The sequence below is a fragment of the Streptomyces sp. HPF1205 genome (assembly GCF_020400825.1).
GTDB lineage: Bacteria > Actinomycetota > Actinomycetes > Streptomycetales > Streptomycetaceae > Actinacidiphila.
On record NZ_JAINVH010000008.1, the window covers coordinates 17,710 to 41,330 of the forward strand.

Sequence of the window (23,621 nt, forward strand, 5' to 3'; positions counted from 1 at the left end):
GGTGTTGGCCGGTGAGTGAGCCGGTGAGTGAGTGTCAGCCCTCGGGAGCCGGGACCCGTCCCGGAGGTTCGGGCTCGGCGGTGGGCAGGAAGAAGCCGATGAACAGCCTGTACAGGGCGGCGCCGACCAGACCGCCGATCAGCGGCCCGGCGATCGGCACCCACCAGTACAGGTTCCCCCACTGGTCCCGCCAAGCCGTTCCGTAACCGGTCATGTAGCTGGCCAGCCGGGGTCCGAGATCGCGGGCCGGGTTGATGGCGTACCCGGCGTCCGTACCGAACGCCATGCCGATCGCCACCACCACCAGGCCGATGATGTAGGGCGCGAGGTTGGCGCGCGGCGGGTTGTTGAGCAGGTCGGTGAGCGCGAGGATCAGCATCAGCAGGATCGCCGTGCCGATGACCTGGTCGCGCAGCGCCCCCCACTCGTGCACCCCGGCCGCCGGGTTGCCGTTGCCGGGCAGGGTGGAGAAGACGAACTGCGTCTTGATGGTGTGCCCGGGATCGGCGTGCCCCAGCACCTCGGTGTAGTCCCAGCGCACGACGAGCGCGGCGACGAAGGCGCCGAGGAACTGGGCGCACCAGTACGGCACCACCCTCCGCCACGAGAAGCCCTTGAACGCCGCGAGCGCCAGCGTCACCGCCGGGTTGAGATGGGCGCCACTCAGCCGCGCCGCCACGTACACGCCCAAGGTGACGCCCAGGCCCCAGGTCCAGGCGATGGAGTCGTGACCCCCCAGCCCGCCGGGCGGAGTCGTCAGCGCGCCGCCGGCCACCACCTGGGCGACCACGCCCACACCGAAAAGGATGAGGATCATCGTCCCCGCGAACTCCGCCGACATCTCCCCGAGCAGCCCACCGAATATCGGCCCGGTCGAGCTCGCCGTGCGTCCTTGCGCCATGGCCACTCGCTTCCCGCCGGCCCGCGGCGGACCGGCTCAGGCTGCTTCTCGCGTGCACTGATCCCTCCCACGGAAACACGCCGGAGGCCGCCCCGCCCGCAGCGCTGACCCGTCCGGGGGACGGCACCCGTCACTTACGGTCACCGCCCGGCGACTCCCGGGACGACGAGGCCCGACTCGTAGGCGAGCACGATCGCCTGGGCGCGGTCGCGGGCGGCGAGCTTGGCCAGCACCCGGCTGACATGGGTCTTCACGGTCTCCGCGCTCACCACGAGGCGCTCGGCGATCTCGGCGTTGGACAGGCCCTCGGCCAGCAGGCGCAGGGTGTCGGTCTCGCGCGGCGTGAGGGCGGCCAGGAGGGCGGCGGCCGGCCCGGGGCGGCGCTGCCCGAGGCGGACGAACTCCCCGATCAGGCGGCGGGTGACGGTGGGGGCCAGCAGCGCCTCACCGGCCGCCACGATCCGGACGGCGTCGAAGAGGCGTTCCGCCGCCATGTCCTTGAGCAGGAAGCCGCTCGCCCCGGCGGCGAGGGCGTCGTACACGTGCTCGTCCAGGTCGAAGGTGGTCAGCATGACGATCCGCGGCCCGCCCGGCCCTGGCTCCCGCCCGTCCCCGTCCCGCTCGTCCCCGCCCCGCCCCTCGCCGTCCCGCGCGGCCGCCGTGATCCGGCGGGTGGCCTCGATGCCGTCGAGGACCGGCATGCGCACGTCCATCAGCACCACGTCCGGCCGCACGGCCGCACACAGCCGCACCGCCGCGGCGCCGTCCGCCGCGCTCCCGACCACCTCGAAGTCCGGCTGCGTGGCCAGCAGCGCCGCGAACCCGGCGCGTACGACGTCCTGGTCGTCGGCCACCACGACACGCACGGTACGCCCCGGCGGCGGCGGGGCGGTCATGCCGCCGCCCGCGCGACCCGGCGGGGACGGCGGCGCGGCGCGGCGGTCACGGCGTCGCCCTCACCGCGGGCGCCGGGGCCACCGGGAGCTGCGCGGTCACGAGGAATCCGGCCGCCGGGCCCGGCCCGGCCTCCACCGTGCCGCCGAGCACCGCGGCGCGCTCGCGCATCCCGAGCAGGCCGTGGCCGCCCGCGCGCGGCGACCCGCCGGCGCCGGCGTCCTGGACGCGGATGCGCACGGCGCTCCGGGCATAGCGCAGTTCCACGTCGACCGCGCAACCGGGGGCGTGGCGGCGGGCGTTGGTGAGCGCCTCCTGGACGATGCGGTACGCGGCGAGTTCCACGCCCGGGTCCAGCGGGCGGACGTGCCCGCTGACCGTCAGCCGCACCACCGCGCCCGTGGCGTCGCGGGCCCCGTCCACCAGGGCCAGCAACTGGTCCAGGCCCGGCTGGGGATCGCGGGCGGGCCCGGCGTCCCCGGTGTCCTCCCGCAGCACCCCGAGCAGCCCGCGCATCTCGGTCAGCGCCAGGCGGGCCGTCTCGCCGATGGCCAGCAGCCGCTCCGCGCCCAGCGGCGGCAGCCCCGGCGTGGTCAGCCGCGCCGTCTCGGCCTGGACGGACAGCGAACTGATGTGGTGGGCGACGATGTCGTGCAACTCGCGGGCGATACGGGCGCGTTCGCCGCGAGCGGCGTTCTGCAGCAGCGTGTCGGCGTAGGCCCAGTCCGCCACCGTACGGGCCGCCGTCTCGCGGCCGCGGCGGCGCGCGGCTCCCAGGGACAGCGCCGCCGCCGCGCCCGCCAGCAACGACACCGCGAGCGCCTTCCCGCCCGGCTCGGCCGCCACGGGCGCGACCGCGTACGCCACGAACGGCACGGCGAACAGCAGCGCCACCGGCGGGGCGCAGCGCAGGCCCACCAGGTGCAGTACGGCGGCGAGCGCGGCCATCCCGGCGACCGTGGGAAGCGCGCCGCTCAGCGGGGTCAGCAGCACAGCGGCGGCCACGGCCGCCGCGGCCGGCACCAGGTGCGCCCGGGCGAACGCCAGCGGAGCGGTCGAGCCGACGGCCAGGGCCAGGGCGGTGCCGGCGACCGAGGACGCGCGCGACCCGTCGGCGGCCGGCCCCGCGGCCGCCTGCAGCAGCGCCAGGGCCGCCAGTACCGCCGCCGCGACCAGGGGGAGGTCGGGCGCGTCCGCGGCTCGCCGCACGCCGCCGGCGACTCGCCTGCCCAGCCGGGAGGCGCGGTCTGGCCATCTCACCTGCCCATTATCGGAAAGGGGCGGCCGTGCGCGCCTCCCCCGCACGGGGGAGGCCGCCGCCCCGAAGACTCCCCGTGGGCGGGACGGCACGGCGGCTCCGGCTCAATAGGTTCGGCACATGGACGAGTTGACGATCGCGGTGCGCGATCTGCGCAAGCGTTACGGGGGGACGGCCGCGGTGGACGGGCTGTCGTTCACCGCCGAGCCGGGGAAGGTCACGGGCTTCGTCGGCCCCAACGGGGCCGGGAAGTCCACGACGATGCGGATGATGCTGGGGCTCGACGCGCCGGACGGGGGCAGCGCCCTGATCGGCGGCCGGCCGTACCGCGAATTCGACGAGCCGCTGCGCGTGGTGGGGGCGCTGCTCGACGCGGAGGCGGTGCACCCCGGGCGGCGGGCACGCGCCCACCTGCTGTGGCAGGCCCGGTACAACGGCCTGCCGGCCCGGCGGGTCGACGAGGTGCTGGAACTGGTGGGACTCGGGGGAGCGGCCGGGCGCAAACGTGTCGGGGGGTACTCGCTCGGCATGCGGCAGCGGCTGGGCATCGCGGGGGCGCTGCTCGGCGACCCGAAGGTCCTCATCCTGGACGAACCGGTCAACGGCCTGGACCCCGAGGGGATCCGCTGGATCCGCGGCCTGCTGCGGTCGCTGGCGGCCGAGGGCCGCACGGTCCTGGTCTCCAGCCACCTCATGGGCGAACTGGAGGACACCGCCGACCATGTGGTCGTCATCGGCCGCGGCCGGCTGCTCGCCGACACCGACGTGCCCTCCCTGCTGGCCGCCGCCTCCGACGACCGGGTGATGCTGCGGACCTCCCGCAGGAGCGAGGCCATGACCGTCCTGGCCGCGGCCGGCGCCACCGTCTGCGTACTCGGCGCCGACTCGCTGACGGTGTCCGGGCTGAGCGCCGAGAACGTCGCCGTCGAACTGGGCGCGCACGGCGTGCCGTTCGACGGGCTCGCGCGCCACCGGGCGTCGCTGGAGGAGGCCTACCTCGACCTGACCCGCGAGGCGGCCGAGTTCCGCGCCTCCGGCCCCGCGGCCCCCGAGGACCCCGCGGCCCCCGCGTCCGGGGCGTCCGGCTCCGCGGCGCCCCCTCCCGAAGGGCCCGCGCCCCACGCGCCCGTCCGCGCCGACGAGACGGGGCCGCGGCGATGACGCACCTGATCCGCGCCGTGCGCGCCGAATGGACCAAGCTGCGCTCGGTGCGCAGCACGTCGGTGGCCCTGCTCGCCACGGTCGCGCTGACCGTGCTGATCGGACTGCTGTCCGCCCAGGGCAGCCATACCGGCTACGGCGGCCCGAAGACGCTCGACGCCTTCACCTTCCTCCACCGGCCCGCGGCCGGCGACGTGAGCGTCACCGCGCTCGTCGGCACACAGCGCGACAGTTCGCCGTGGGCCAAGGCCGGCGTGATGCTCAAGGCGGACGCCGTCGGCGGTTCACCGTCGGTGTCGCTGATGGTGACCCCCGGGCACGGGGTACGCATGCAGGCCGGCCCGAAGAAGGAGTACCTCGGCGACGCCAAGGCGCGCGCGCCCTACTGGCTGCGGCTGGTGCGCACCGGCCACCGGGTGACGGGCCAGGAGTCCGCGGACGGCCGCACCTGGGACACCGTGGCCACGGTCGGCGACAGCGGACTGCCCGCCACCGTACGGGCCGGAATCTTCGTCACCTCGCCGCCCGTGGCGCGGCTGCACCGGGACGGCCCGCGCAGGACGGTGGGAAGCGCGGTCCCCACCACGGGCCGGGCCGACTTCACGCGGGTCGCCGTGAGCCCGGGCGCGCCGGGCGGCTGGCGGCTCACCGACGTGACGTCGCCGCCCAGCGGGCTGCAGGGCCCGGGAGCGGAGGTGCCGACCACGGGTCCCGGCACCGAGCACACCGCCGGCGGCACCCTCACGCTCACCGGCAGCGGCGACCTGGGCAGCCCCGGCATCGGCGGCGTCGGCGTCGACGCCTCCTCCGACATGGTCGCCAACGCGCTCACCGGCGCGCGGACCGCGCTGTTCGCGGTGATCGCGCTGGGCGTGCTGGCGATGACCTCGGAGTACCGGACCCGCACGATCCGCACGACGTTCACCGTCAGCCCGCGCCGCGGAACCGTACTCGCGGCCAAGGCGGTCGTCCTGGCCGTCAGCGTCTTCCTCGCCGGACTCGTCGCCGACGTCACCGCCTTCCTCGTCGCGACACCGGTGCAGCGCGGGAACGGATTCGCGCCCCCGCTCTTCCCGCGGCGGTCGGCCACCGACCCGACCGTGCTGCGCGCCCTCGTCGGCGGCGCGCTCTTCCTGGCCCTCGTGGCGCTGCTCGCCCTCGGCGTGGGCGCGATCGTCCGGCGCACCGCCGCGGCGGTGATCGCGCTGTTCGCCCTGCTGGTCGCCCTGCCGCTGGTCTCCGCCGTCACCACGGTCGGCGCGGACACGTGGGTGAACCGCGCCACCCCGATCGCCGGCGCCGCGATCCACCACACGCAGCCGCTGGTGGAGTACGTCATCGGGCCCTGGGCCGGCCTCGCGGTCCTCGCCGGGTACACCGCCGCCGCCCTCGGCACGGCGTTCTGGCTCCAGCGCGGGAGGGACGCGTGAAGAGGCCCGGCACGCGGGTGCGGGCGCTGCGCGCGGAGTGGACCAAACTCGTCACCGTGCCCGGCCAGTTGTGGACACTGGCGGCCGTGGCCGCGCTGATGACCGGTGTCGGCGCGCTGGCCGGCGCCGCGCAGGACCCCCCGCGCTGCCCGCCGCACGCCCCCTGCCCGGGGCCGGACACCACCGCGCTCACCCTGTCCGGCGTCTACCTCGCCCAACTCGCGGCCGTCATGGTCGCGGTGGCCCTGGTGTCCGCCGAGTACCCGCGGATGATGCGGGTCACGCTGGCCGCCCACCCCGGGCGTACGGGCGTCCTCGCCGCGAAGGCCGCCGTGACGCTCGCGGCGGTGCTGGCGGCGGGGGCGGCCGGCGTGGCGGGGGCGCTGCTGGCCGGCCGGGCGGCGCTGACCGCCCGCGGGTTCACCGCCGCGAGCGGCCACCCCGCGGCGGCCCTGACCGACCCCGCCCTCCAGCGGGCCGCCCTGGGCACGCTCCTCTACCTGCTGCTGGTCACCCTCCTGGGAACGGGACTCGCGGCCGTCGTGCGCCACCAGGCCGCCGCGGCGGGCACGGTCACGGGCCTGCTGTACGGGCCCTACGCCCTCACGCTCGCCGTGCCCATGTCCGGCCGCGTCCTGCACGACGTGCAGAAGGTCTCGCCGATGACCGCGGGCCTCGCCGTCCAGGCGACACCGCCGGGCACCGGTACGGCCCCGCTCGGACCCTGGACGGGCCTGGCCGTCCTCGCCGCCTATGCGGCGGTCGCGCTCGCCGCCGGATGGGTCCTCCTGCGCCGCCGCGACGCCTGAAGCGGCCCGCTCGGCCCCACCGGGGCCGGCCCTACCGGGGCGCCCGGTGGGTGCGCAGCGGACCCTTGTGGAGCGGCTCGGTGCGCCAGCGCGCGGTGAAGGTGCCCTCGGCCGGAGCGCAGGTCAGCTCCAGGTGGTGCGGGGTCTCCAGGAAGACGATGTCGGCGACGAGCGCCCCGTCGTCCGTCCAGCCCGCGCTCACCGCGGTCGGCACCGGGGCGGCGGGGGAATCGGCCACGGCCCACCCCGTACCGTCGAAGCGCAGGTCGAGGCGGTCGTCGCCCTCGCTGAGGGTGAGGGTCCAGCCGGTGCCTGCGGGGCGGACCGTGACGCCGGTCAGGGACGGCTGCCGCGCGCAGTGCCCGCCCTCGGGGGCGAAGTCCGCGCCGGACCAGGCGGCCGGTTCGGCGGGGGAGGGCTTGAGCGCGGCCTGGGGCAGGGCCAGGCCGGACAGCCGCTCGGCCAGTTCCGCGTCCTGCTCGGCCCGGCCCTCGACCGGGGCGGGGGCGAAGGCGGGCAGCAGGTGCTCCCACACCATGTCCAGCAGGGCCTGGAGCCGCTCGGTCGCCGCGGTCGTCACGACCACCGCGTCGTACTCGGGCAGCACCAGGCAGAACTGCCCGTAGGCGCCGTCGCCGCGGTAGCCGTGCCGGGACATCCAGAACTGGAAGCCGTACCCCTGCCGCCAGTCGGGGCCCTGGGCGAAGCCGCCGGCGGTGGACACGTGCGGGCGGGTCGCCTCGGCCACCCATCGCGCGGGCAGCAGCCGCCGCCCCTCCCAGATCCCGCCGCGCAGGTACAGCAGCCCGAGGCGGGCGACGGCGTCCGTGGCGGCGAACATGCCGCTGAAGCCGATGTCCCGGCCGCGCGGGCGCTCGCTCCACGCGGTGAACCCGGCGCCCAGCGGGTCCAGCAGGCGCGGCCGCAGGTAGTCCGTCAGCCGCTGCCCGGTCTGCCGCTGGACGATGGCGGCCAGCGTGTACGTGGCGGGCTGGTTGTACGCGAAGACCGTGCCGGGCTCGCGGTCCGGCGGCACCAGCAGGAAACCGCGGACCCACTCGTAGGGGTCCGCGGCCGCCGCCCGCTCGATCGTCTCCATGACGTGGCCGCTGGCCATGGACGCCACGTGCCGTACCCGCATGGCCCGGCTGCGCGGGTCGGTGATGTCCGCGGCGAACTCCGGGAAGTACGAGATCACCGGCGCGTCGAGGTCCAGCAGCCCGTCGGCGACGGCCAGCCCCGCCGCCGTGGACGTGAAGATCTTGCTCAGCGAGTACAGCAGGTGCGGGCGGTGCTCGGTGTACGGGGCCCACCAGCCGGCCGCCGCCACGCGGCCGTGCCGCACGACCATCAGGCTGTGCGGCTCGATGTCCGGGGCGCTCTCCACGGCGTCGAGGAAGGCGTGGACACCGCGCGCGTCCACGCCCACGGCGGACGGCGCCGCGGTCGGCAGGGGCCGGCTGGTCGTCATGGGTCCTCACCGGTGAAGTCGTGCCGCGGGGCGGCGGGCCGGGCCCGCCGCCCCCTGTCCATTACCGGGCGGGCGCGGTCGCTCAGGCCGGTGTCGGCTGCTGCGAGGGCCGGGCGCCCTGACGCGCCGCCGCCGGCGGGCCGCCCTGCGCGGTGGCCAGGGCGGCCAGGATGGCCTCCACGCTCTTCTTCGCGTCGCCGAAGAGCATGCTGCTGTTCTCCCGGAAGAACAACGGGTTCTGCACCCCCGCGTAGCCCGAGGCCATGGACCGCTTGAAGACGACGACGTTCTCGGCCTCCCACACCCGCAGCACCGGCATGCCGGCGATGGGGCTGGTCGGGTCCTCGGCCGCCGCCGGGTTGACGGTGTCGTTGGCGCCGATGACCAGCACCACCGTGGTGTCGGCGAAGTCGTCGTTGATCTCGTCCATCTCCAGGACGATGTCGTAGGGGACCTTCGCCTCGGCCAGCAGCACGTTCATGTGGCCGGGCAGCCGGCCGGCCACCGGGTGCACGCCGAAGCGCACCTCGACGCCGCGTTCGCGCAGCGACCGGGTCAGCTCGGCCACCGGGTGCTGCGCCTGCGCGACGGCCATGCCGTAACCGGGGGTGATGATCACCGAGGCGGCCCCGGCGAGCAGTTCGGCGGCCTCCTCGGCGCTGGTCTCCCGGTGCTCGCCCTGCTCGGTGTCGCCGCCGGTGGGCGCCTCGATGCCGAAGCCGCCGGCGATCACCGAGATGAAGGAGCGGTTCATCGCCTTGCACATGATGTACGACAGGTAGGCGCCGGAGGAGCCGACCAGCGCGCCGGTCACGATGAGCAGGTTGTTGTTCAGCAGGAACCCGGCCGCCGCGGCGGCCCAGCCGGAGTAGCTGTTGAGCATGGACACCACGACCGGCATGTCGCCGCCGCCGATGGAGGCGACCAGGTGCACGCCCAGGGCGAGGGCGAGCACGGTGATCGCGATCATCAGACCGAGGTCCGGACTCGCCGCGAACCAGATCGTCAGGCCCACGAAGGCGGCCAGCGCGCCCAGGTTGAGGGCGTTCTTGCCGGGCAGCATCAGCGGACTGGACTTGATCCGCGCCGACAGCTTCAGGAAGGCGACGACCGAGCCGGTGAAGGTGACCGCGCCGATGAAGATGCCGATGAAGACCTCGGCGTGGTGGATGCGCAGCAGGTCGTGGGCGATCCGGGTCTGCGCCGAGCCGTGCGACTCGACCTCGTAGTAGCTGTTCCAGCCGACCAGCACCGCGGCGAGGCCGACGAAGCTGTGCAGGACGGCGATCAGCTCCGGCATCTGGGTCATCTCGACCCGGCGGGCGCGCCACAGGCCCGCCGCGCCCCCGGCGGCCATGGCGACGAGGATCAGGGCGACGGCGCCGCCCGAGATGTCCCGGCCGGCGACGATGATCGTGGCGACGAGCGCGAGCGCCATGCCGCCGATGCCGTAGACCACGCCGGCCCGCGAGGTGCGGTGCTGGGAGAGCCCGGCGAGGCTGAAGATGAACAGCAGGGCGGCGACGATGTCGGCCGCCTGGGTGGCCGTGGTGGCGGTCATCGGACCTCAGCCTTTCGAGAACATGCCGAGCATGCGGCGGGTGACGGCGAATCCTCCGAAGATGTTCACACTCGTCAGCAGGATCGCGACTGCCGACAGCACGGTGACCGCGGCCGACTCGTGGCCGATCTGGAGCAGCGCGCCGATCACCACGATCCCCGAGATCGCGTTGGTGACCGACATCAGCGGGGTGTGCAGCGCGTGGTGCACCTTGCCGATCACGTAGTAGCCGATGACCACGGCGAGCGCGAACACCGTGAAGTTCTCCGCGAGCTGGGCCGGGGAGAAGGCGATCAGCAGGAACATCGCGGCCATGGCGAGGCCGATCAGGCCGAAGCGGGCCACGGGGGTGAGGCGGGGCTTCTTCGGCTCGGGCGGCGCGGGCGGCGGCGCGGCCGGCTGCGCGGCGGGCGCGGCCGATACCTGCACGGGCGGCGGCGGCCAGGTCTTCTCGCCCTCGCGTACGACCGTCACCGCGCGCTGTACGACGTCGTCGAAGTCCAGCGTCAGCCGCCCGTCCTTATCCGGGGTGAGCAGCTTCAGCAGGTTGACGAGGTTGGTGCCGTAGAGCTGCGACGCCTGGGCGGGCAGCCGGCCGGGCAGGTCGGTGTAGCCGATGATCGTCACACCGTTGTCGGTGACGACGGCCCGGCCCGCGACCGTGCCCTCCACGTTGCCGCCCTGGGCGGCGGCCATGTCGACGATGACGCTGCCGGGCTTCATCGACGCCACGTCGGCCGCCGTGACCAGCCGGGGCGCCGGGCGGCCCGGGATGAGCGCGGTGGTGATGATGATGTCGACCTCGGCGGCCTGCTCGCTGTAGATCTCGGCGGCGCGCCGGTCGTAGTCCTGCGAGGTCGCCTTGGCGTAGCCGTCGCTGCTGACCTGCTGGTCCACCTCGACCGCCAGGAACTCCCCGCCGAGCGAGCGCACCTGGTCGGCGACCTCGGCCCGCGGGTCGGTGGCCCGTACCACCGCGCCCAGGCTGCTGGCCGCGCCGATCGCCGCCAGCCCCGCCACGCCGGCGCCGGCCACCAGCACCTTCGCGGGCGGCACCTTGCCGGCCGCGGTGACCTGGCCGGTGAAGAACCGGCCGAAGACGTGCGCGGCCTCGATGACCGCGCGGTAGCCGGCGATGTTGGCCATCGAGCTGAGCACGTCCATCGACTGGGCGCGGGAGATGCGCGGCACCGCGTCCATGGCCAGGACGGTGACGGGGCGGGTGGCGAGCTCGTCGAGCAGTTCCGGCTTCAGCGCCGGGGAGATCAGCCCGATCAGCGTGGCGCCGTCGCGCAGCCCGGCGATCTCCTCGGACGAGGGGGCGTTGACCTTCAGCACGACATCGGCCCGCCAGGCGTCGCCGATCGTCGCGCCGGCCTGTGTGTAGGCCTCGTCGGTGAAGCCGGAGGCCGCCCCGGCCTCGGACTCCACGACCACCTCGTACCCCAGTTGCAGCAGTTGGCGGACGGTGGCCGGAGTCGCCGCGACGCGGGTCTCCCCGGTGGCGGACTCCGCGACGACACCGATCCGCTGCGGTGGTGAATCAGACATCGCTCTCCCTCTCACCCGATGACGGCGGACCGCACGGGGGGACGGTCGGCGCGGTCCAAGGCGCACGCGCACGACATTGCTGGAGCCGACCCCGAGATACAAGACCATCCGGGCCCGTGGCCTTTGTTACTCACCGGTATCAGGGGTGGTCAGGGGGCCCGCGCGCGGGCCGCCAGTGGCCGAGGTCACGGCCGGGGACGGGGGCGGGCGGACCCCGGCGGCGGAGGAGATATCTTGATGTCGAGCAAAATTTGACGAGACTGGAGCGGAGTAACCGGTGGCTGACCAGACCATCATCTACACGCACACCGACGAGGCGCCGGCCCTGGCGACGTACTCGTTCCTGCCAGTGATCGAGGCGTACGCGTCGACCGCGGGCGTCAGCGTCGAGACCCGTGACATCTCGCTGGCCGGCCGCATCATCGCGAGCTTCCCCGAACGGCTGACGGCCGAGCAGCGGATCCCCGACGCACTGGCCGAGCTGGGCGCGCTGGCGAAGACCCCCGAGGCCAACATCATCAAGCTGCCGAACATCTCGGCGTCCATCCCGCAGCTCAAGGCGGCCATCGCCGAGCTGCGCGAGCAGGGCTACGACCTGCCGGACTACCCGGACGATCCCAAGAGCGACGAGGAGCGGGAGGTCCGCGCCCGCTACGACAAGGTCAAGGGCAGCGCGGTCAACCCGGTGCTGCGCCAGGGCAACTCCGACCGCAGGGCGCCGGCCTCGGTGAAGAACTACGCCAAGGCCCACCCGCACCGGATGGGCGCCTGGAGCGCGCGGTCCAGGACCAACGTCGCCCACATGACCGCCGACGACTTCCGCTCCACCGAGAAGTCCGCCGTCATCGGCACCCCGGGCTCCCTGCGCATCGAACTGCACGGCGACGACGGCAGCACCACGGTGCTGCGCGAGTCCGTGCCCGTGCTGGCCGGCGAGGTCGTCGACGCCTCCGTCATGCGCGTCGCCGCGCTGCGCGAGTTCCTGTCCGCCCAGGTGGCCCGCGCCAAGGCCGAGGGCGTGCTGTTCTCGGTGCACCTGAAGGCCACGATGATGAAGGTCTCCGACCCGATCGTCTTCGGGCACGTGGTGCGCGCCTTCTTCCCCAAGACCTTCGCGGAGTACGGCGACCGGTTCGCGGCCGCGGGCCTGACCCCCAACGACGGCCTGGGCGGCATCCTCAAGGGCATCGAGGCGCTGCCCGAGGCCGAGCGGATCAAGGCGTCCTTCGACGCCGAACTCGCCGAAGGCCCCGCGCTCGCCATGGTCGACTCCGACCGCGGCATCACCAACCTGCACGTCCCCAGCGACGTCATCGTCGACGCCTCCATGCCGGCCATGATCCGCACCTCCGGCCACATGTGGGGCCCCGACGGCCAGGAGGCCGACACCCTCGCGGTCATCCCCGACAGCTCCTACGCCGGCATCTACCAGGTCGTCATCGACGACTGCCGGGCCAACGGCGCCTTCGACCCCGCGACCATGGGCTCGGTGCCCAACGTCGGCCTGATGGCGCAGGCGGCCGAGGAGTACGGCAGCCACGACAAGACCTTCGAGATCCCCGTCACCGGCACCGTGCGGGTGGTCGACGCCGCCGGCGAGGCCGTCATCGAGCAGGTCGTCAGCGCCGGCGACATCTTCCGCATGTGCCAGACCAAGGACCTGCCGATCCAGGACTGGGTCAAGCTCGCCGTCACCCGCGCCCGGATCACCGGCGACCCCGCCGTCTTCTGGCTCGACGAGGACCGGGCCCACGACGCCGTGCTGATCGGCAAGGTCAGGCAGTACCTGGGGCAGCACGACACCGAGGGCCTGACCGTCGAGATCATGAAGCCGGTGGACGCCATCGCCTACTCGCTGGAGCGGATCCGGCGCGGCGAGAACACCATCTCGGTGACCGGCAACGTGCTGCGCGACTACCTGACCGACCTGTTCCCCATCCTGGAGCTGGGCACCAGCGCCAAGATGCTGTCGGTGGTCCCGCTGCTCGGCGGCGGCGGCCTGTTCGAGACCGGGGCCGGCGGCTCGGCGCCCAAGCACGTCCAGCAGCTGGTCAAGGAGGACTACCTGCGCTGGGACAGCCTCGGTGAGTTCTTCGCGCTCGCGGCCAGCTTCGAGCACCTCGCCCGGGCCGGCGGCAACGCCCGGGCGCGGATCCTCGCCGACACCCTGGACCGGGCCACCGGCACCTTCCTCAACGAGGACAAGTCGCCCAGCCGGCGCGTCGGCGGCATCGACAACCGCGGCAGCCACTTCTACCTGGCGCTGTACTGGGCCCAGGAGCTGGCCGGGCAGAGCGAGGACCCGAAGCTCGCGGAGGCGTTCGCGGGCCTCGCCGCGACGCTGGCCGAGCAGGAGGAGACCATCGTCGGCGAGCTGATCGCCGTCCAGGGCGGACCTGCGGACATCGGCGGCTACTACCACCCGGACCCGGCCAAGGCGTCCGCGGTGATGCGCCCGTCGGCGACCTTCAACCAGGCGCTGGCGAGCCTGGGCTGACCGCCCCGGCGGACGCGTACCGCGGCCCGCCCGCCCCGTCCTCCCGCCCGTTCCGCCCCGGCCCGGCCGTCCGCCGGGCCGGGGCGGACGGCTGACGTGCCGTTTCGGGCGCGGTGGAGGGATGCTGGAAGAGGGGCGATCGGCGAGGAGGCGGAACCGTGTCGAATATGGGAGCCGCCATCGTGCGGCAGTACGAGCGGGGAGTGGTGTTCCGGCTGGGGCAGTTGCACGGTGTGCGCAAGCCCGGCTTCCACTTCATGGCCCCGCTGGCGGACCGCATGATCAAGGTCAGTCTGCGGACGGTGACCATGCCCGTGCCGTCCCAGCAGATCATCACCCAGGACAACGTGTCCATCCACGTGGCGGCCGTCGCGTACTACCGGCGGGTGGACGCGGTGAAGTCCATCGTGGAGATCGAGGACGTGCGGGCCGCGGTCGGCCAGATCGCCCAGACCACGGTCCGCAACGTGGTCGGCCGCTCGATGCTCGACCAGGTCCTCACCGACACGCAGACGCTCAACCTGGCGATCCGCGAGATCCTGGACCGCACCACCCAGCAGTGGGGCGTGTACGTCTTCCTGGTCGAGCTGAAGGACATCGAGCTGCCGGTGTCCATGCAGCGGGCGATGGCCCGCCAGGCCGAGGCGGAACGCGAGAAGCGGGCCAAGATCATCGCGGCCGAGGGCGAGGCGCTCAGCGCGGGCAAGCTCGCCGAGGCCGCCGACGTCATCTCCGACCACCCCGTCGCCCTCCAATTGCGCAACCTCCAGATTCTGGCGGAGATCGCCGGCGACAAGAACAGCACGATCGTCTTCCCCTCCCAGTTCCTGGAGAGCGCCAAGGCGATCACCCGGTTCGTGGCGGAGGAGACGGCCCCGGCCTCCGCTTCCGGGCCGACCCGCCCCGACGGCGAGCCGCGGAAGACGACCGCGCCGCCCGGCCCGTCGGCCCTCGCCGCCACGGGCGCGCCGGGCGGACGCGACCGCGAGGGGCGGCGGTAGCGGGGCGGGGCACGCGGGGGGCAAGAACCCCCGGGCACCTGGCGGCCTCCGGGTGCCCGGGCCGGGCTTCGCGGCGGGGCCGGGACGCGGTACGCGGGGCTCAGCGCGGCGGGGCCGCCGCCCCGCGCGCGGCCCCGGCCAGGAAGGCGGCGACCTCTTCGCGGCCCTTGGGCCCGCCGTCGGGCGGCCGCCACAGCGGCGCCAGGCGCGCCAGGAGGGCGTACGCGGCGTCGAGCGGGACCAGGCAGCAGGACACGGCGCCGGCCTCGCACCGCAGCAGCAGCGCTTCCACGTCCGGCACCAGGAGCCCCGCCGGCCCGCAGGCGTCGCGGGCGGACCGCCAGGCGTCCGGATCGGCCGCGGAGCTCGTCGGGCCGTCCGGGCCGGGGCGCAGCGCCACCGGGCCGCCGGCGGCCGAGTCCCGTACGAAGAAGGCCGCGCCGGCCGGGGCGCCGAGCAGAGCCCGGGCCGCGGCCGGCGGCACCGAGCAGGCCGGTTCGCCCACGCGGCGGTCCGGGACGGCGCGGAAACGGCCGCCCACCGCGCCCTCCCGGTCGAACAGCGTGGCGCACGCCGCGCACGCGCAGGCCAGCACGCGCTCATCGAGGTCCACCAGGTGCCGGTGCTCGGCTCCGACCGGCCGGGTGCACAGTTCGCACCGCTCGCCGGTGTCCGGCCGGCCCCCGGCCGGCCCGCGCAGTACGCCCGGCCCGCTCACCGGGCTCCTCCGGCGCCCGCGCCGCCCCCCGCGCGACCGCTCCCCCCGGAAAGCTCCCTCACGCGCTGTCTCATGTGCTGCCTCCTCCGGCGCCGACGCGGCGCCGCCGGCGGGGCGGCGTCCCTTCCTGGATACGCGGGGCGGCGGACCCGCGCTCACCCGGCGGCGGCCGTCGGAGTGAACCGTCCCGCCGCGGCGTGGGCACCTCACGGCGGGTTTACCGCCGTCCGCCCCGGCAAGGCGCAGGACGCGGGGCGCTCGACGAACCCGGAGGCCGCCATGACCCGTCAGGTACGTGAAGTGATGTCGCCCGGCGCCGCGGCCGTCGAACCGATGGCCTCGCTGACCGACGTGGCCCGGCTGATGCGCGAGAAGGACATCGGCGAGGTCCTGGTCGCCTACGACTGCGACCTCTTCGGGGTGATCACCGACCGGGACATCGTGGTGCGCGCCCTCGGGCGCGACCTCGACCCCGCGGCCATCACCGCCGGGCACCTGTGCACCCATCCGCCGCTGGCCGTCGTGTCCGCCGACGACACCACCGACCACGCGGCCGAGCTCATGCGCGAGTTCGCCATCCGCCGCATTCCCGTGGTCGAGCACGGCGGCTGCCCGGTCGGCATGCTCTCCCTCGGCGACCTGGCCGTGCTCGACGAACCGGGTTCGGCCCTGGCGGAGATATCCGGCGCCCCGCCGAACCACTGAGCCCGCCGGGCGGACCCGCGCCCGCCCGGAGAAGCGCACGGCCGTCCCAAGGACGTAGGGGCGGCCGTGCCCGCGACGGGAGGCCCGGTCAGTCCTGCGGCGCGCTCCTCGGGGCCGACGAGGCCAGGTCGTACAGCAGCGCGTGGGCGAGGGACACGATCCGGCAGGCGCGGTCGTGGCGGGTCACCAGGCCGACCACCGCGGTGCCGGACGCCGGGTGGAACCCGGCGAACGCCTGCATGCCGAAGGTCGCCCCGGCGTGGAACAGCAGCGGCCCGCCGGGCGCCGGATGGCGGTACCAGGCCAGGGTGTGGCAGTGCCGGTGCCCGAACCCCCGCCGCAGCAGGGGCACCTGGACCCCGCGCAGCGCACGGGCGACCGGGCCCGAGCCCGGCCGCAGGTGCGCCTCGGTGTAGGCGAGCAGGTCGGCGGGGGTGGCCCGCACGCCGGCCGCGGGCGCGAAACCGGCGGTGCCGGCGGGCGCCAGCGGGGTGCGTCCGTCCGCCCGGTGGCCGGTGGCGTCCCGGCCCGGGTCCGCGGCCGTCCCGGTGTCGTACAGCCGCAGCGGGCGCAGCACACGGGCGGTAAGCAGCGCGGCGAAGTCGGTGCCGGCCGCGTGCGCGAGGGCCGTACCGAGCAGCGCCCCGCCGAAGTTGGAGTAGCGCCACCGGCTGCCGGGCGGATTGCGCGGCCTGGCCCGGGCGAAGGCGCGCAGCAGCCGTCCGGTGTCGTGGTGCGCGTAGCCGTTGGCGTACGGGCGCAGCAGCGCGCCGGCGACCATCTCGGGCGGCACCCGCGGCAGGCCCGAGGTGTGGGTGGCCAGGTGCCGCAGCGTGATCCGGCGGGCGTACGCGTCGGCGGGCGGCGGGCCGGGCAGGTGCGCGACGACCGGGTCGTCCAGGCCGACGGCGCCCGCGTGGGCGAGTTCGGCCAGCAGCAGCGCGGTGTACGTCTTGGACAGCGAGCCGACCGCGTACCGCAGGCCCTCCCGCTCCCCGGCCGGCCGCCGCGCGCTGCCGCCGCAGGCCACGGTACGGCGGCCGTGCCTGCTGACCGCGAGGACGGCGTCGGGGGCGCGCAGGCGGGCCAGGTCCGCGGTCAGGCGGGCGCGCAGCGCGTCCTCGCCGGCCGTCCCCGCCCCCGTCCCCGTCCCCGCCCCCGCCGCCGCCCCGGCCCGCTCCCGCGAACCGTCGAGGCCGGCCGCCCGGCCGCCGCTCACCGGGCCTTCGTTCAGCGGGCCGCCGCTCACCGGGCCGTCGTACAGCGGCCCGCCGCTCACCGAGTCGCCGTTCATCCGGACGCGCCGGCCGCCGTCAGGGCCCGCGAGGTGGCCATCGCGGAGGCGAACGCGGCCACCAGGGTCGGGTGGTGGACCAGGTCGAAGACGATGCCCGGGTCGTCGTCCGCCGGCATGCCGTGCTGCTCGGGCATCGCGCCGCTCTCGGACTGGGCGGCCGCGTACCGCTCCCAGAGTTCCGCGTCCAGGGCGGGCCTGGGCAGGCAGGCGTCGACCACGAGGAGTTCACCCAGCAGGTCCCAGTGGCCGAGGTCGGCCCAGTCGTCCAGCCAGGCCGGCAGGTAGCGGGCGAGGTACTCCGCGATCGGGGGCGGGATGCGGTGCGGGGCCTCGCCCCAGTTGGTGAGGTGGAAGACGGTGTGGGTGAGGTCGTAGGCGATGTGGTACTGCACGGTCCACGGCTCCGGGGTGCGCCCCAGCCATGTGGCCGCCAGCGCCTCGCCGAAGTCCCCGGAGGGGGCCAGCCCGAGGCGCCGTTCGGCGTTGAGGACGCCCAGGCGGCGGTTGGGCACCATCTCCAGGGCCCGCCAGCTCGCCGTCGAGCGGGCCAGTTCGATGCCTTCCTCGACGCCCGGATGGCGGTGGCCCAGCTCGTGGAAGCCGGCGTAGACCTCCAGCGGGACGGGGGAGAGCGGCTCGTGCAACTGGAGCTCGGCCAGGACGTTGCCGCCGTCGAGCAGTTCCCGCCAGGCGTAGTCCAGCAGCCGGGTGGAGCGCTCCTGCTGCCGCGATCCGGCCACGCCCTCGCGGGCCAGCACCCGCATGTTGATGGCCAGTTCGCCGATCGGCTTGAGGCGCTCGATCACCGAGCGGGGCGTCGCGAGCTCCTCGTCGGTCAGCCGGAAGTGCTCGCGGTTGTCGTCCAGCCAGGCCAGCGCGCGTTCGCCGACCTGGTGCAGGAGCGCGGTGGGTGCGGCGGTCACGGTGTCACCTCGCTGTCGGGGGAGGGGACGCGGCCCGGCCGCGCGGTGGCGGGGGCCGCGCGGGGCACGGCCTGCCGGGCCAGGGTCGCGGCGAAGGCGGTCACCAGGGTGGAGTGGTAGCAGCCGGTGAAGGGATCGGCGCCGGGCGGCAGCGTCCCCACCTCCGCCACCGAGCCGTCGGCCGCCTGCGCGGCGGCCAGCCGCCGCCACGCGCCCGCGTGGTAGGGGGCGCCGGGCAGGCAGGCCGAGACGGCGAGCAGTTCGCCGACCAGGTCCCACAGCTCCTCGTCGGTCCAGGTCTCCAGCCAGGCGGGGACCCACAGCCGCAGGTAGTCGGCGAGGTGGGCGGGCAGGCGCCGGCGGGTCCTGCCCCAGTCGGTGAGGTGGAACACGTCGTGCGTGACGCCGTAGACGGCCGTGCGGTCCAGCGCCCACGGCTCGGCGCGCCGGCCGAGGCCGGTCAGCGCCAGGACGGCGGAGAAGTCCGCGTGCGGGGGCAGGCCGATGCGCCGCTCGGCGTTGAGGACGCCGAGGGTTCGGGTGTGGTCCGCGCGGGCCACCCGCCACAGCCGCAGCCGCGTCGTGGTCGCCATGAGCTCCTCGGCGCGGGCGCTGCGGCGGCCGGCCCGCGCGAACACCCCGTAGATCTCCACCGGGTAGGTGGCCTGCGGCTCGGCGCGCACCAGTTCGGCGAACAGCTCGCCCTCCCCGGACTCGCGCCACGCGAAGTCGAACAGCCCGGTGGCGAGGTCCCGCAGGGCGGGCAGCGGGTGGCGTTCGGCGACCAGCCCGGCCAGCTCGGCGAGTTCGGCCAGCGGCTTGAGGGTCAGGTCCGGGTCCGCCCCCGTGGTGACGTCCGGCGGCAGGCGGAAGGAGGGCCGCATGGCGTCCAGCCGGCGCAGCGCCCGCTCGGCGGTCCGGTCCAGCAGTTCGCGGTCCGGCCCGTGGGCGGTCACCATCCGCGTCCGTGGAAGCGCTGGGCGGCGGCCAGATGCAGGGCCACGCGGGCGTCGCCCTCGCCCATCCGGCGGACGAACGCCAGCCCGCTGTCCAGGCCCAGCGACTCGGGGGTGTCCGGGCTGCCGGCCAGCCAGCGGCCGATCCCGGCCGCCTGCAGCCAGTCCCGGCGGCGCACCGCCCGTACGAAACCCCTGGCCAGGTCCTCGGTGCGGGCTGCCAGCGCGTCGGCCAGCGCGGGCGCCAGGCCCGGCAGGGACAGCGCGGCCAGTTGCGAGGCGTGATGGGAGAGCTTTGGCCATGGGTCGGTGCGCACCCAGTCGTCGCCCGCGCGCGGCTGCGCCGGCCAGGTGCCGGGCAGATACGCCCGGGAGGCCTCCACCAGGCCGCGGTAGCTCCACACCGACACGTCCGAGGCGTCGGCGCCCGGCGGATACGCGGCCAGGGCCCGCCGTACCACCGACTCGTCCCGGCCGTCGCGCGCGCCCTGCCGCCCGTCCAGCGCGTACGGGGCCAGCACGTCGGCGCCCAGCACGCGGATCGCGGCCAGGGCGACCGGGTCGTCCCGCGCCAGGACGCGCGACAGCGCGTAGGAGCCGCCCTCGCCCAGGGCGAGCGCGACTCCGGACGCGACGTCGGCGACGGCAGCGCTCAGGGGACCGCTGTCCCTCGTCTGCTCGGCCAACGCGGTTCCCGGGCCCTCAGCGGACGTCCTTCTTCGGACGCGGCGTCGGGGGCGAGCTCAGCAACAGGCCCAGAAGCAGGAAGCCGGTGCGCATCTCCCGAGTGTCGCGGTACACGCCCTCGGGCTCGGCGCGGTCCACCAGACCTTCGACCTCGGCTGCCAGGCGTGCCGTGTCGACGGACGAGGTGAGCTGCGGAGTCATACGACCATCTCCTTCGATTCGAGACTGCCTTCTCAGCTTGGCAGCGTCGGCAAAACGCCGCAAACGGGAGAATTCGCAACAAGTCCGAGTCGCAAGGGCGGTTTACGGTGCAACATCTGAGCAGGCGTCCACGGCGGTACGACCCGCCGTACGGGCTACGCCGCCGCCGTCAGCCGGTGCAGCCGGACCGAGGTCAGGCGACCCGCGTCGGCCACCGCGGTCATGTACGTGTGGTGCGCCTGGCGTCTGCGGTCGGTCGGGGAACCCGGGTTGAGCAGCCGCAGGCCGTTCGGGGCGGTGGTGTCCCAGGGAATGTGGCTGTGCCCGAAGACCAGCACGTCGGCGTCGGGGAAGCGGCGCGCGCAGCGCTCCTCGCGGCCCTTGGCGCCGCCGGTCTCGTGCACCACCGCGAACCGCACCCCGCCGAGCTCCGCGCGGGCCACCTCCGGCAGCCGCGCCCGTAGCTCGGGCCCGTCGTTGTTCCCGTACACGCCGATCAGCAGGCGGGCGCGCCGCTCCAGCAGGTCGAGGGTCGCCGCGTCCACCCAGTCGCCCGCGTGCACCACCGCGTCGGCCCGGCCGGCCTCGGCGAGCACCCGCTCCGGCAGCCGCCTCGCCCGCTTGGGCACATGGGTGTCGGAGATCAGCAGCAGGCGCACGGCCTCATTGTGCACGCACCTCAACCGATCTGACGGCGCACCAGCTCGTGGAAGAGGCCGCCGGTGTCGGCCAGCAGTTCGTCCGGGCGGCCCTGCTGGACGACCCGGCCCGCGTCCATCACGATCACCCGGTCGGCGTCCATCACGGTCGACAGCCGGTGCGCGATGACGATCCGGGTGGCCCGCACGGCGCGGGTGCTGTCGATGACCACCCGCTGGGTGCCGTTGTCCAGCGCGCTGGTCGCCTCGTCGAGGAAGAGGATCCGGGGCCGGCGGATCAGGGCGGCGGCGATCATCAGCCGCTGCCGCTGGCCGCCGGAGACCGCGCCGCCGCCGTCCGGGATCACGGTGTGCATGCCCATCGGCATGGCCTTGATGTCCTCGGCCAGGCCCGCCATCGCGGCGGCCTGCCACGCCTCCTCCGGCGTGAACTCGCCGTCGGCGCCGCGTATGCAGTCCAGGATCGAGCCGGTGAGCGGCCGCGCCTGCTGCAGCACCACCCCGCACTGGCGGCGCACCGCGGCCTGGTCGAGCGCGGCGAGGTCCTGGCCGTCGTACAGGACGCTGCCGGACACCGGGCGGTCGAAGCCGATCAGCAGCCGCAGCAGCGTCGACTTCCCGCAGCCGCTGGCCCCGACGACCGCCACGAACTCCCCGGGCCGCACCTGGAAGGACACGTCGTCCAGCACCAGCGGCCCGTCGTCGGAGTACCGGAACGACAGCCCCCTGGCCTCGATCCCGCCGGCCAGCGCCCCCGGCTGCGCGCTGCCCTCGCGCACCTCGGGCGGCTCGTCGAGCACCGGCTTGATCTGCTCGAACATCGGCAGCACCGAGACGGCCGAGACCAGCGCACCGGTCAGTTGGGTGACCGAGGCCAGCATCGTCGTCACCGCCGTGTTGAAGGTCAGGAACGCGCTCGGCGACAGGGTGCCGCGCGCCGGACCCGCCAGCAGCATGAACATGAACAGCATGCACAGCGGCAGGTAGACCGCGCCCAGCACCGACGTGAGGTTCCTGATCCGGCCCACCCGCCGCTGCAGTTCACGGCTGCGCGCGAACTGCGTGGCCCAGGCCGCGTACGCGAAGCTCTCCGCGCCCGCCACCCGCAGCTTCGGCAGCCCGCGCAGGGTCTGGAACGCCTGGTTGTTCAGCTTGTTGCCCAGTGCCACCAGTCGCCGCTGCCAGCGCACCTGCCACAGGCCGGTGGCCGCGAACACGGCGGCGACCACGACCAGCAGCCCCAGGGCCGCCAGCGCCAGCGGCACGCTGTAGCACAGCAGCAGCACGAAGTCGACGAGCGCGACCGTGCCCGACTGCACCACCACCGGGCCGATCCCGGACAGCACCCGGCGGATCGCGCTGATCCCCATCGCCGCACCGGCCAGTTCACCGGTCGAGCGCCGGGCGAAGAAGCCCACCGGCAGCCGCAGCAGCCTGTCCCACACGGCCGGCTGCAGGGCCGCCTCGATCCGGCCCTCCATCCGCAGGACGGCCACGTTCTGCAGCAGCATGAAGAACGCCGCCACCACCGAGGCCGCCACGATCCCCAGCGCGGCCTGCACGATGAGGCCGCTCTCGCCCGCCGGGACGTACGAGCCCAGCACCTGCCCGGTGGCGATCGGCACCAATGCGCCCAGCCCCACCGCGACCAGGCTGCCCACCACGAGGTTGCGCAGGTCGCCGCCGGTTCCGCGCAGGCCGAACCGCGCCAGCCGGCGCATCGTCAGCCGCCCGGCCGGCAGCGGCCGGTAGAACATCACCGCCTGCGGCTCGAACCGGGCGGCGCTGTCCTCGCCGATGCCGGTCCTGCGGCCCCGCGCGTCCACCGCCTCGTACCGTCCGCGCCGCCACAGCAGCGCCACCGGGGTGCCGGTGCCGGCCCGGTGGCCGACCAGCGGACCGACGTCCTCGCGCCACCAGCGCCCGCGCAGGCCCACCGTGCGGGTGCGCAGGCCCGAGGCCAGGGCGACGCGTTCGACGGCGGACACCCGGTCGTCGGCCGGCCCCGCCGGGGCCGACACCTCGACGCCCGCCGCCGCGCCCACCAGGCGGCACACCGCGAGGGTGGTGTCGTCGGCGGTGCCGGCCCGGGCCCGCCGGGTCCGCCCGGACGGGCCGATGGAGGCCAGCAGCGCCTCGTGCGCCCGCTCGCCCGCGGCCTCGCCCGCCCGGACGCCGGCCGCGGCGCGCTCCTCGTGGGCCCGCTCCAGCCGCTCTATCCAGCGGCCCAGGGACGTCAGCAGCCTGGACTGCTGGGTGACCATGCGCTGCCACATGGCGCCGTCGATCAGCAGGTCGCCGGCGCTGTCCGCGCCGAAGACGGCGCCGTACTGCACACTGCCCGGGTCCACCGGCAGCCACAGGATGTCCTCGTCGGCCGGGGCCGCCCCGGCGGCGGGCCGGCCGTCGACCCGCGCTTCGAACAGCACCCGCAGGCCCCGGCCCAGCCCGCGGGCGACGGCGTCCTCCAGATGGGGATCGGGCGGAAAGCCGTAGCCGACGGAGCCCTCGTGGCCGCCGTAGCCATAGTCGTAGTCGTAGTCGTGGCCCGTATCGTGGCCGGGACCGCCGCCGTACGGGGCCTGCCCGGCGGGCGGGAACAGCTCACGCAGGCCGATGCGGCGCACCACGCAGCCCTGCAGCGGCCTGCTGACCAGTGTGTGGCGCGGGCCCGGCACCGGGCCCAGGAGCAGCGTGCCGCTCTCCAGGCGGCCGAGGAAGTGCCAGGTGCCCTCGCCGCCCGCGTCGACCGCGAACAGGTCCATGGCGCCCGCCACCACCAGCCACAGCACCTGCGGCCCCTCCAGCGGCAGGCTGCGCAGCCCCGAGCAGTCGACCGGCGTGCCGAGCCCGCCCAGCGCGCCGGTCACCACGTCCCCGGGCCCCGGGGCCGCCGCGGTGGCCACGTCGGGATACTCGGGATACGCCGTCACGTCGCCGT

Annotated in this window: 20 protein-coding genes; 6 read left to right on the top strand and 14 right to left on the bottom strand. The window is 75.0% G+C overall.

Features of this window, described 5'->3' with window-relative positions; translation table 11 throughout:
• Positions 1-34 precede the first annotated feature (34 nt).
• From K7G61_RS11245 to K7G61_RS11255, 3 genes are all read right to left on the bottom strand, one after another.
• Positions 35-901 (bottom strand): MIP/aquaporin family protein, encoded by an 867-nt coding sequence (locus tag K7G61_RS11245; RefSeq protein WP_225846600.1) that lies wholly within the window; start codon positions 899-901, stop codon positions 35-37.
• 140 nt (positions 902-1,041) lie between these two features.
• Positions 1,042-1,797 (bottom strand): response regulator transcription factor, encoded by a 756-nt coding sequence (locus K7G61_RS11250; RefSeq protein WP_225846601.1) that lies wholly within the window; start codon positions 1,795-1,797, stop codon positions 1,042-1,044.
• A 46-nt stretch (positions 1,798-1,843) separates the two neighbouring features.
• On the bottom strand, positions 1,844-3,055 hold the full coding sequence (locus K7G61_RS11255; RefSeq protein ID WP_225846602.1) for a sensor histidine kinase: 1,212 nt from the start codon (positions 3,053-3,055) through the stop codon (positions 1,844-1,846).
• A 118-nt stretch (positions 3,056-3,173) separates the two neighbouring features.
• Here K7G61_RS11255 and K7G61_RS11260 point away from each other — a divergent pair, with 118 nt between their 5' ends.
• Genes K7G61_RS11260 through K7G61_RS11270 form a run of 3 tightly spaced genes read left to right on the top strand, consistent with a single transcriptional unit; the run spans position 3,174 to position 6,453 of the window.
• On the top strand, positions 3,174-4,214 hold the full coding sequence (locus K7G61_RS11260) for an ABC transporter ATP-binding protein (protein WP_225846603.1): 1,041 nt from the start codon (positions 3,174-3,176) through the stop codon (positions 4,212-4,214).
• On the top strand, positions 4,211-5,644 hold the full coding sequence (locus K7G61_RS11265) for an ABC transporter permease subunit (protein WP_225846604.1): 1,434 nt from the start codon (positions 4,211-4,213) through the stop codon (positions 5,642-5,644). The genes K7G61_RS11260 and K7G61_RS11265 overlap by 4 nt, the downstream gene beginning before the upstream one ends.
• Positions 5,641-6,453, top strand: coding sequence for a hypothetical protein (locus K7G61_RS11270; protein ID WP_225846605.1), 813 nt, complete (start codon positions 5,641-5,643; stop codon positions 6,451-6,453). Before K7G61_RS11265 ends, K7G61_RS11270 begins: the two co-directional genes overlap by 4 nt.
• A 31-nt stretch (positions 6,454-6,484) precedes the next feature.
• Here the strand turns inward: K7G61_RS11270 and K7G61_RS11275 are convergent, their stop codons facing one another.
• The 3 genes from K7G61_RS11275 to K7G61_RS11285 form a co-directional block, all read right to left on the bottom strand.
• A complete protein-coding gene (locus K7G61_RS11275; protein ID WP_225846606.1) occupies positions 6,485-7,924 on the bottom strand; it encodes a serine hydrolase in 1,440 nt (479 codons plus the stop codon).
• A gap of 82 nt (positions 7,925-8,006) precedes the next feature.
• Positions 8,007-9,485, bottom strand: coding sequence for a Re/Si-specific NAD(P)(+) transhydrogenase subunit beta (gene pntB, locus K7G61_RS11280; protein ID WP_225846607.1), 1,479 nt, complete (start codon positions 9,483-9,485; stop codon positions 8,007-8,009).
• A 6-nt stretch (positions 9,486-9,491) separates the two neighbouring features.
• Positions 9,492-11,036: a Re/Si-specific NAD(P)(+) transhydrogenase subunit alpha gene (locus tag K7G61_RS11285; RefSeq protein WP_225846608.1), complete on the bottom strand. Its 1,545-nt coding sequence runs from the start codon at positions 11,034-11,036 to the stop codon at positions 9,492-9,494.
• A 277-nt stretch (positions 11,037-11,313) separates the two neighbouring features.
• On the opposite strand from K7G61_RS11285, the gene K7G61_RS11290 reads away from it, so the two are divergent.
• Both K7G61_RS11290 and K7G61_RS11295 read left to right on the top strand, forming a co-directional pair.
• On the top strand, positions 11,314-13,533 hold the full coding sequence (locus tag K7G61_RS11290) for an NADP-dependent isocitrate dehydrogenase (protein ID WP_225846609.1): 2,220 nt from the start codon (positions 11,314-11,316) through the stop codon (positions 13,531-13,533).
• 167 nt (positions 13,534-13,700) lie between these two features.
• The gene (locus K7G61_RS11295) at positions 13,701-14,534 is read left to right on the top strand and encodes a slipin family protein (protein ID WP_225846794.1); all 834 of its coding nucleotides are present in this window, start codon (positions 13,701-13,703) and stop codon (positions 14,532-14,534) included.
• Positions 14,535-14,634: 100 nt separating this feature from the next.
• On the opposite strand, the gene K7G61_RS11300 is transcribed toward K7G61_RS11295, so the two are convergent.
• Positions 14,635-15,252, bottom strand: a complete 618-nt coding sequence (locus K7G61_RS11300) for a DUF5947 family protein (protein WP_225846610.1) — start codon at positions 15,250-15,252, stop codon at positions 14,635-14,637.
• Between the two features lie 279 nt (positions 15,253-15,531).
• Between K7G61_RS11300 and K7G61_RS11305 the strand changes: the two genes are divergently transcribed.
• The gene (locus tag K7G61_RS11305) at positions 15,532-15,957 is read left to right on the top strand and encodes a CBS domain-containing protein (RefSeq protein ID WP_225846611.1); all 426 of its coding nucleotides are present in this window, start codon (positions 15,532-15,534) and stop codon (positions 15,955-15,957) included.
• An 88-nt stretch (positions 15,958-16,045) separates the two neighbouring features.
• On the opposite strand, the gene K7G61_RS11310 is transcribed toward K7G61_RS11305, so the two are convergent.
• The 7 genes from K7G61_RS11310 to K7G61_RS11340 form a co-directional block, all read right to left on the bottom strand.
• Positions 16,046-17,251, bottom strand: a complete 1,206-nt coding sequence (locus tag K7G61_RS11310) for a serine hydrolase (RefSeq protein ID WP_225846612.1) — start codon at positions 17,249-17,251, stop codon at positions 16,046-16,048.
• Entirely contained in the window at positions 17,248-18,177 is a 930-nt protein-coding gene (locus K7G61_RS11315) for a hypothetical protein (protein WP_225846613.1), read from the bottom strand. Before K7G61_RS11315 ends, K7G61_RS11310 begins: the two co-directional genes overlap by 4 nt.
• Entirely contained in the window at positions 18,174-19,136 is a 963-nt protein-coding gene (locus K7G61_RS11320) for a hypothetical protein (protein ID WP_263984235.1), read from the bottom strand. The genes K7G61_RS11315 and K7G61_RS11320 overlap by 4 nt, the downstream gene beginning before the upstream one ends.
• Positions 19,130-19,819, bottom strand: coding sequence for a hypothetical protein (locus K7G61_RS11325; protein WP_225846614.1), 690 nt, complete (start codon positions 19,817-19,819; stop codon positions 19,130-19,132). The genes K7G61_RS11320 and K7G61_RS11325 overlap by 7 nt, the downstream gene beginning before the upstream one ends.
• A gap of 16 nt (positions 19,820-19,835) precedes the next feature.
• The gene (locus tag K7G61_RS11330) at positions 19,836-20,021 is read right to left on the bottom strand and encodes a hypothetical protein (RefSeq protein WP_225846615.1); all 186 of its coding nucleotides are present in this window, start codon (positions 20,019-20,021) and stop codon (positions 19,836-19,838) included.
• Between the two features lie 155 nt (positions 20,022-20,176).
• Positions 20,177-20,680 (bottom strand): metallophosphoesterase, encoded by a 504-nt coding sequence (locus tag K7G61_RS11335; RefSeq protein ID WP_225846616.1) that lies wholly within the window; start codon positions 20,678-20,680, stop codon positions 20,177-20,179.
• A 20-nt stretch (positions 20,681-20,700) separates the two neighbouring features.
• Positions 20,701-23,613, bottom strand: a complete 2,913-nt coding sequence (locus K7G61_RS11340) for an NHLP bacteriocin export ABC transporter permease/ATPase subunit (RefSeq protein ID WP_374204115.1) — start codon at positions 23,611-23,613, stop codon at positions 20,701-20,703.
• Positions 23,614-23,621 lie beyond the last annotated feature (8 nt).

Excerpts from the sequence above, each read along its gene's own strand:
- K7G61_RS11305 (WP_225846611.1), top strand. The coding sequence starts at position 15,532 with ATGACCCGTCAGGTACGTGAAGTGATGTCGCCCGGCGCCGCGGCCGTC.
- K7G61_RS11260 (WP_225846603.1), top strand. The coding sequence starts at position 3,174 with ATGGACGAGTTGACGATCGCGGTGCGCGATCTGCGCAAGCGTTACGGG.
- K7G61_RS11330 (WP_225846615.1), bottom strand. The coding sequence starts at position 20,021 with ATGACTCCGCAGCTCACCTCGTCCGTCGACACGGCACGCCTGGCAGCC.
- K7G61_RS11250 (WP_225846601.1), bottom strand. The coding sequence starts at position 1,797 with ATGACCGCCCCGCCGCCGCCGGGGCGTACCGTGCGTGTCGTGGTGGCC.
- K7G61_RS11275 (WP_225846606.1), bottom strand. The coding sequence starts at position 7,924 with ATGACGACCAGCCGGCCCCTGCCGACCGCGGCGCCGTCCGCCGTGGGC.
- K7G61_RS11310 (WP_225846612.1), bottom strand. The coding sequence starts at position 17,251 with ATGAACGGCGACTCGGTGAGCGGCGGGCCGCTGTACGACGGCCCGGTG.
- K7G61_RS11245 (WP_225846600.1), bottom strand. The coding sequence starts at position 901 with ATGGCGCAAGGACGCACGGCGAGCTCGACCGGGCCGATATTCGGTGGG.
- K7G61_RS11265 (WP_225846604.1), top strand. The coding sequence starts at position 4,211 with ATGACGCACCTGATCCGCGCCGTGCGCGCCGAATGGACCAAGCTGCGC.
- pntB (WP_225846607.1), bottom strand. The coding sequence starts at position 9,485 with ATGACCGCCACCACGGCCACCCAGGCGGCCGACATCGTCGCCGCCCTG.
- K7G61_RS11320 (WP_263984235.1), bottom strand. The coding sequence starts at position 19,136 with ATGGTGACCGCCCACGGGCCGGACCGCGAACTGCTGGACCGGACCGCC.
- K7G61_RS11285 (WP_225846608.1), bottom strand. The coding sequence starts at position 11,036 with ATGTCTGATTCACCACCGCAGCGGATCGGTGTCGTCGCGGAGTCCGCC.
- K7G61_RS11295 (WP_225846794.1), top strand. The coding sequence starts at position 13,701 with ATGGGAGCCGCCATCGTGCGGCAGTACGAGCGGGGAGTGGTGTTCCGG.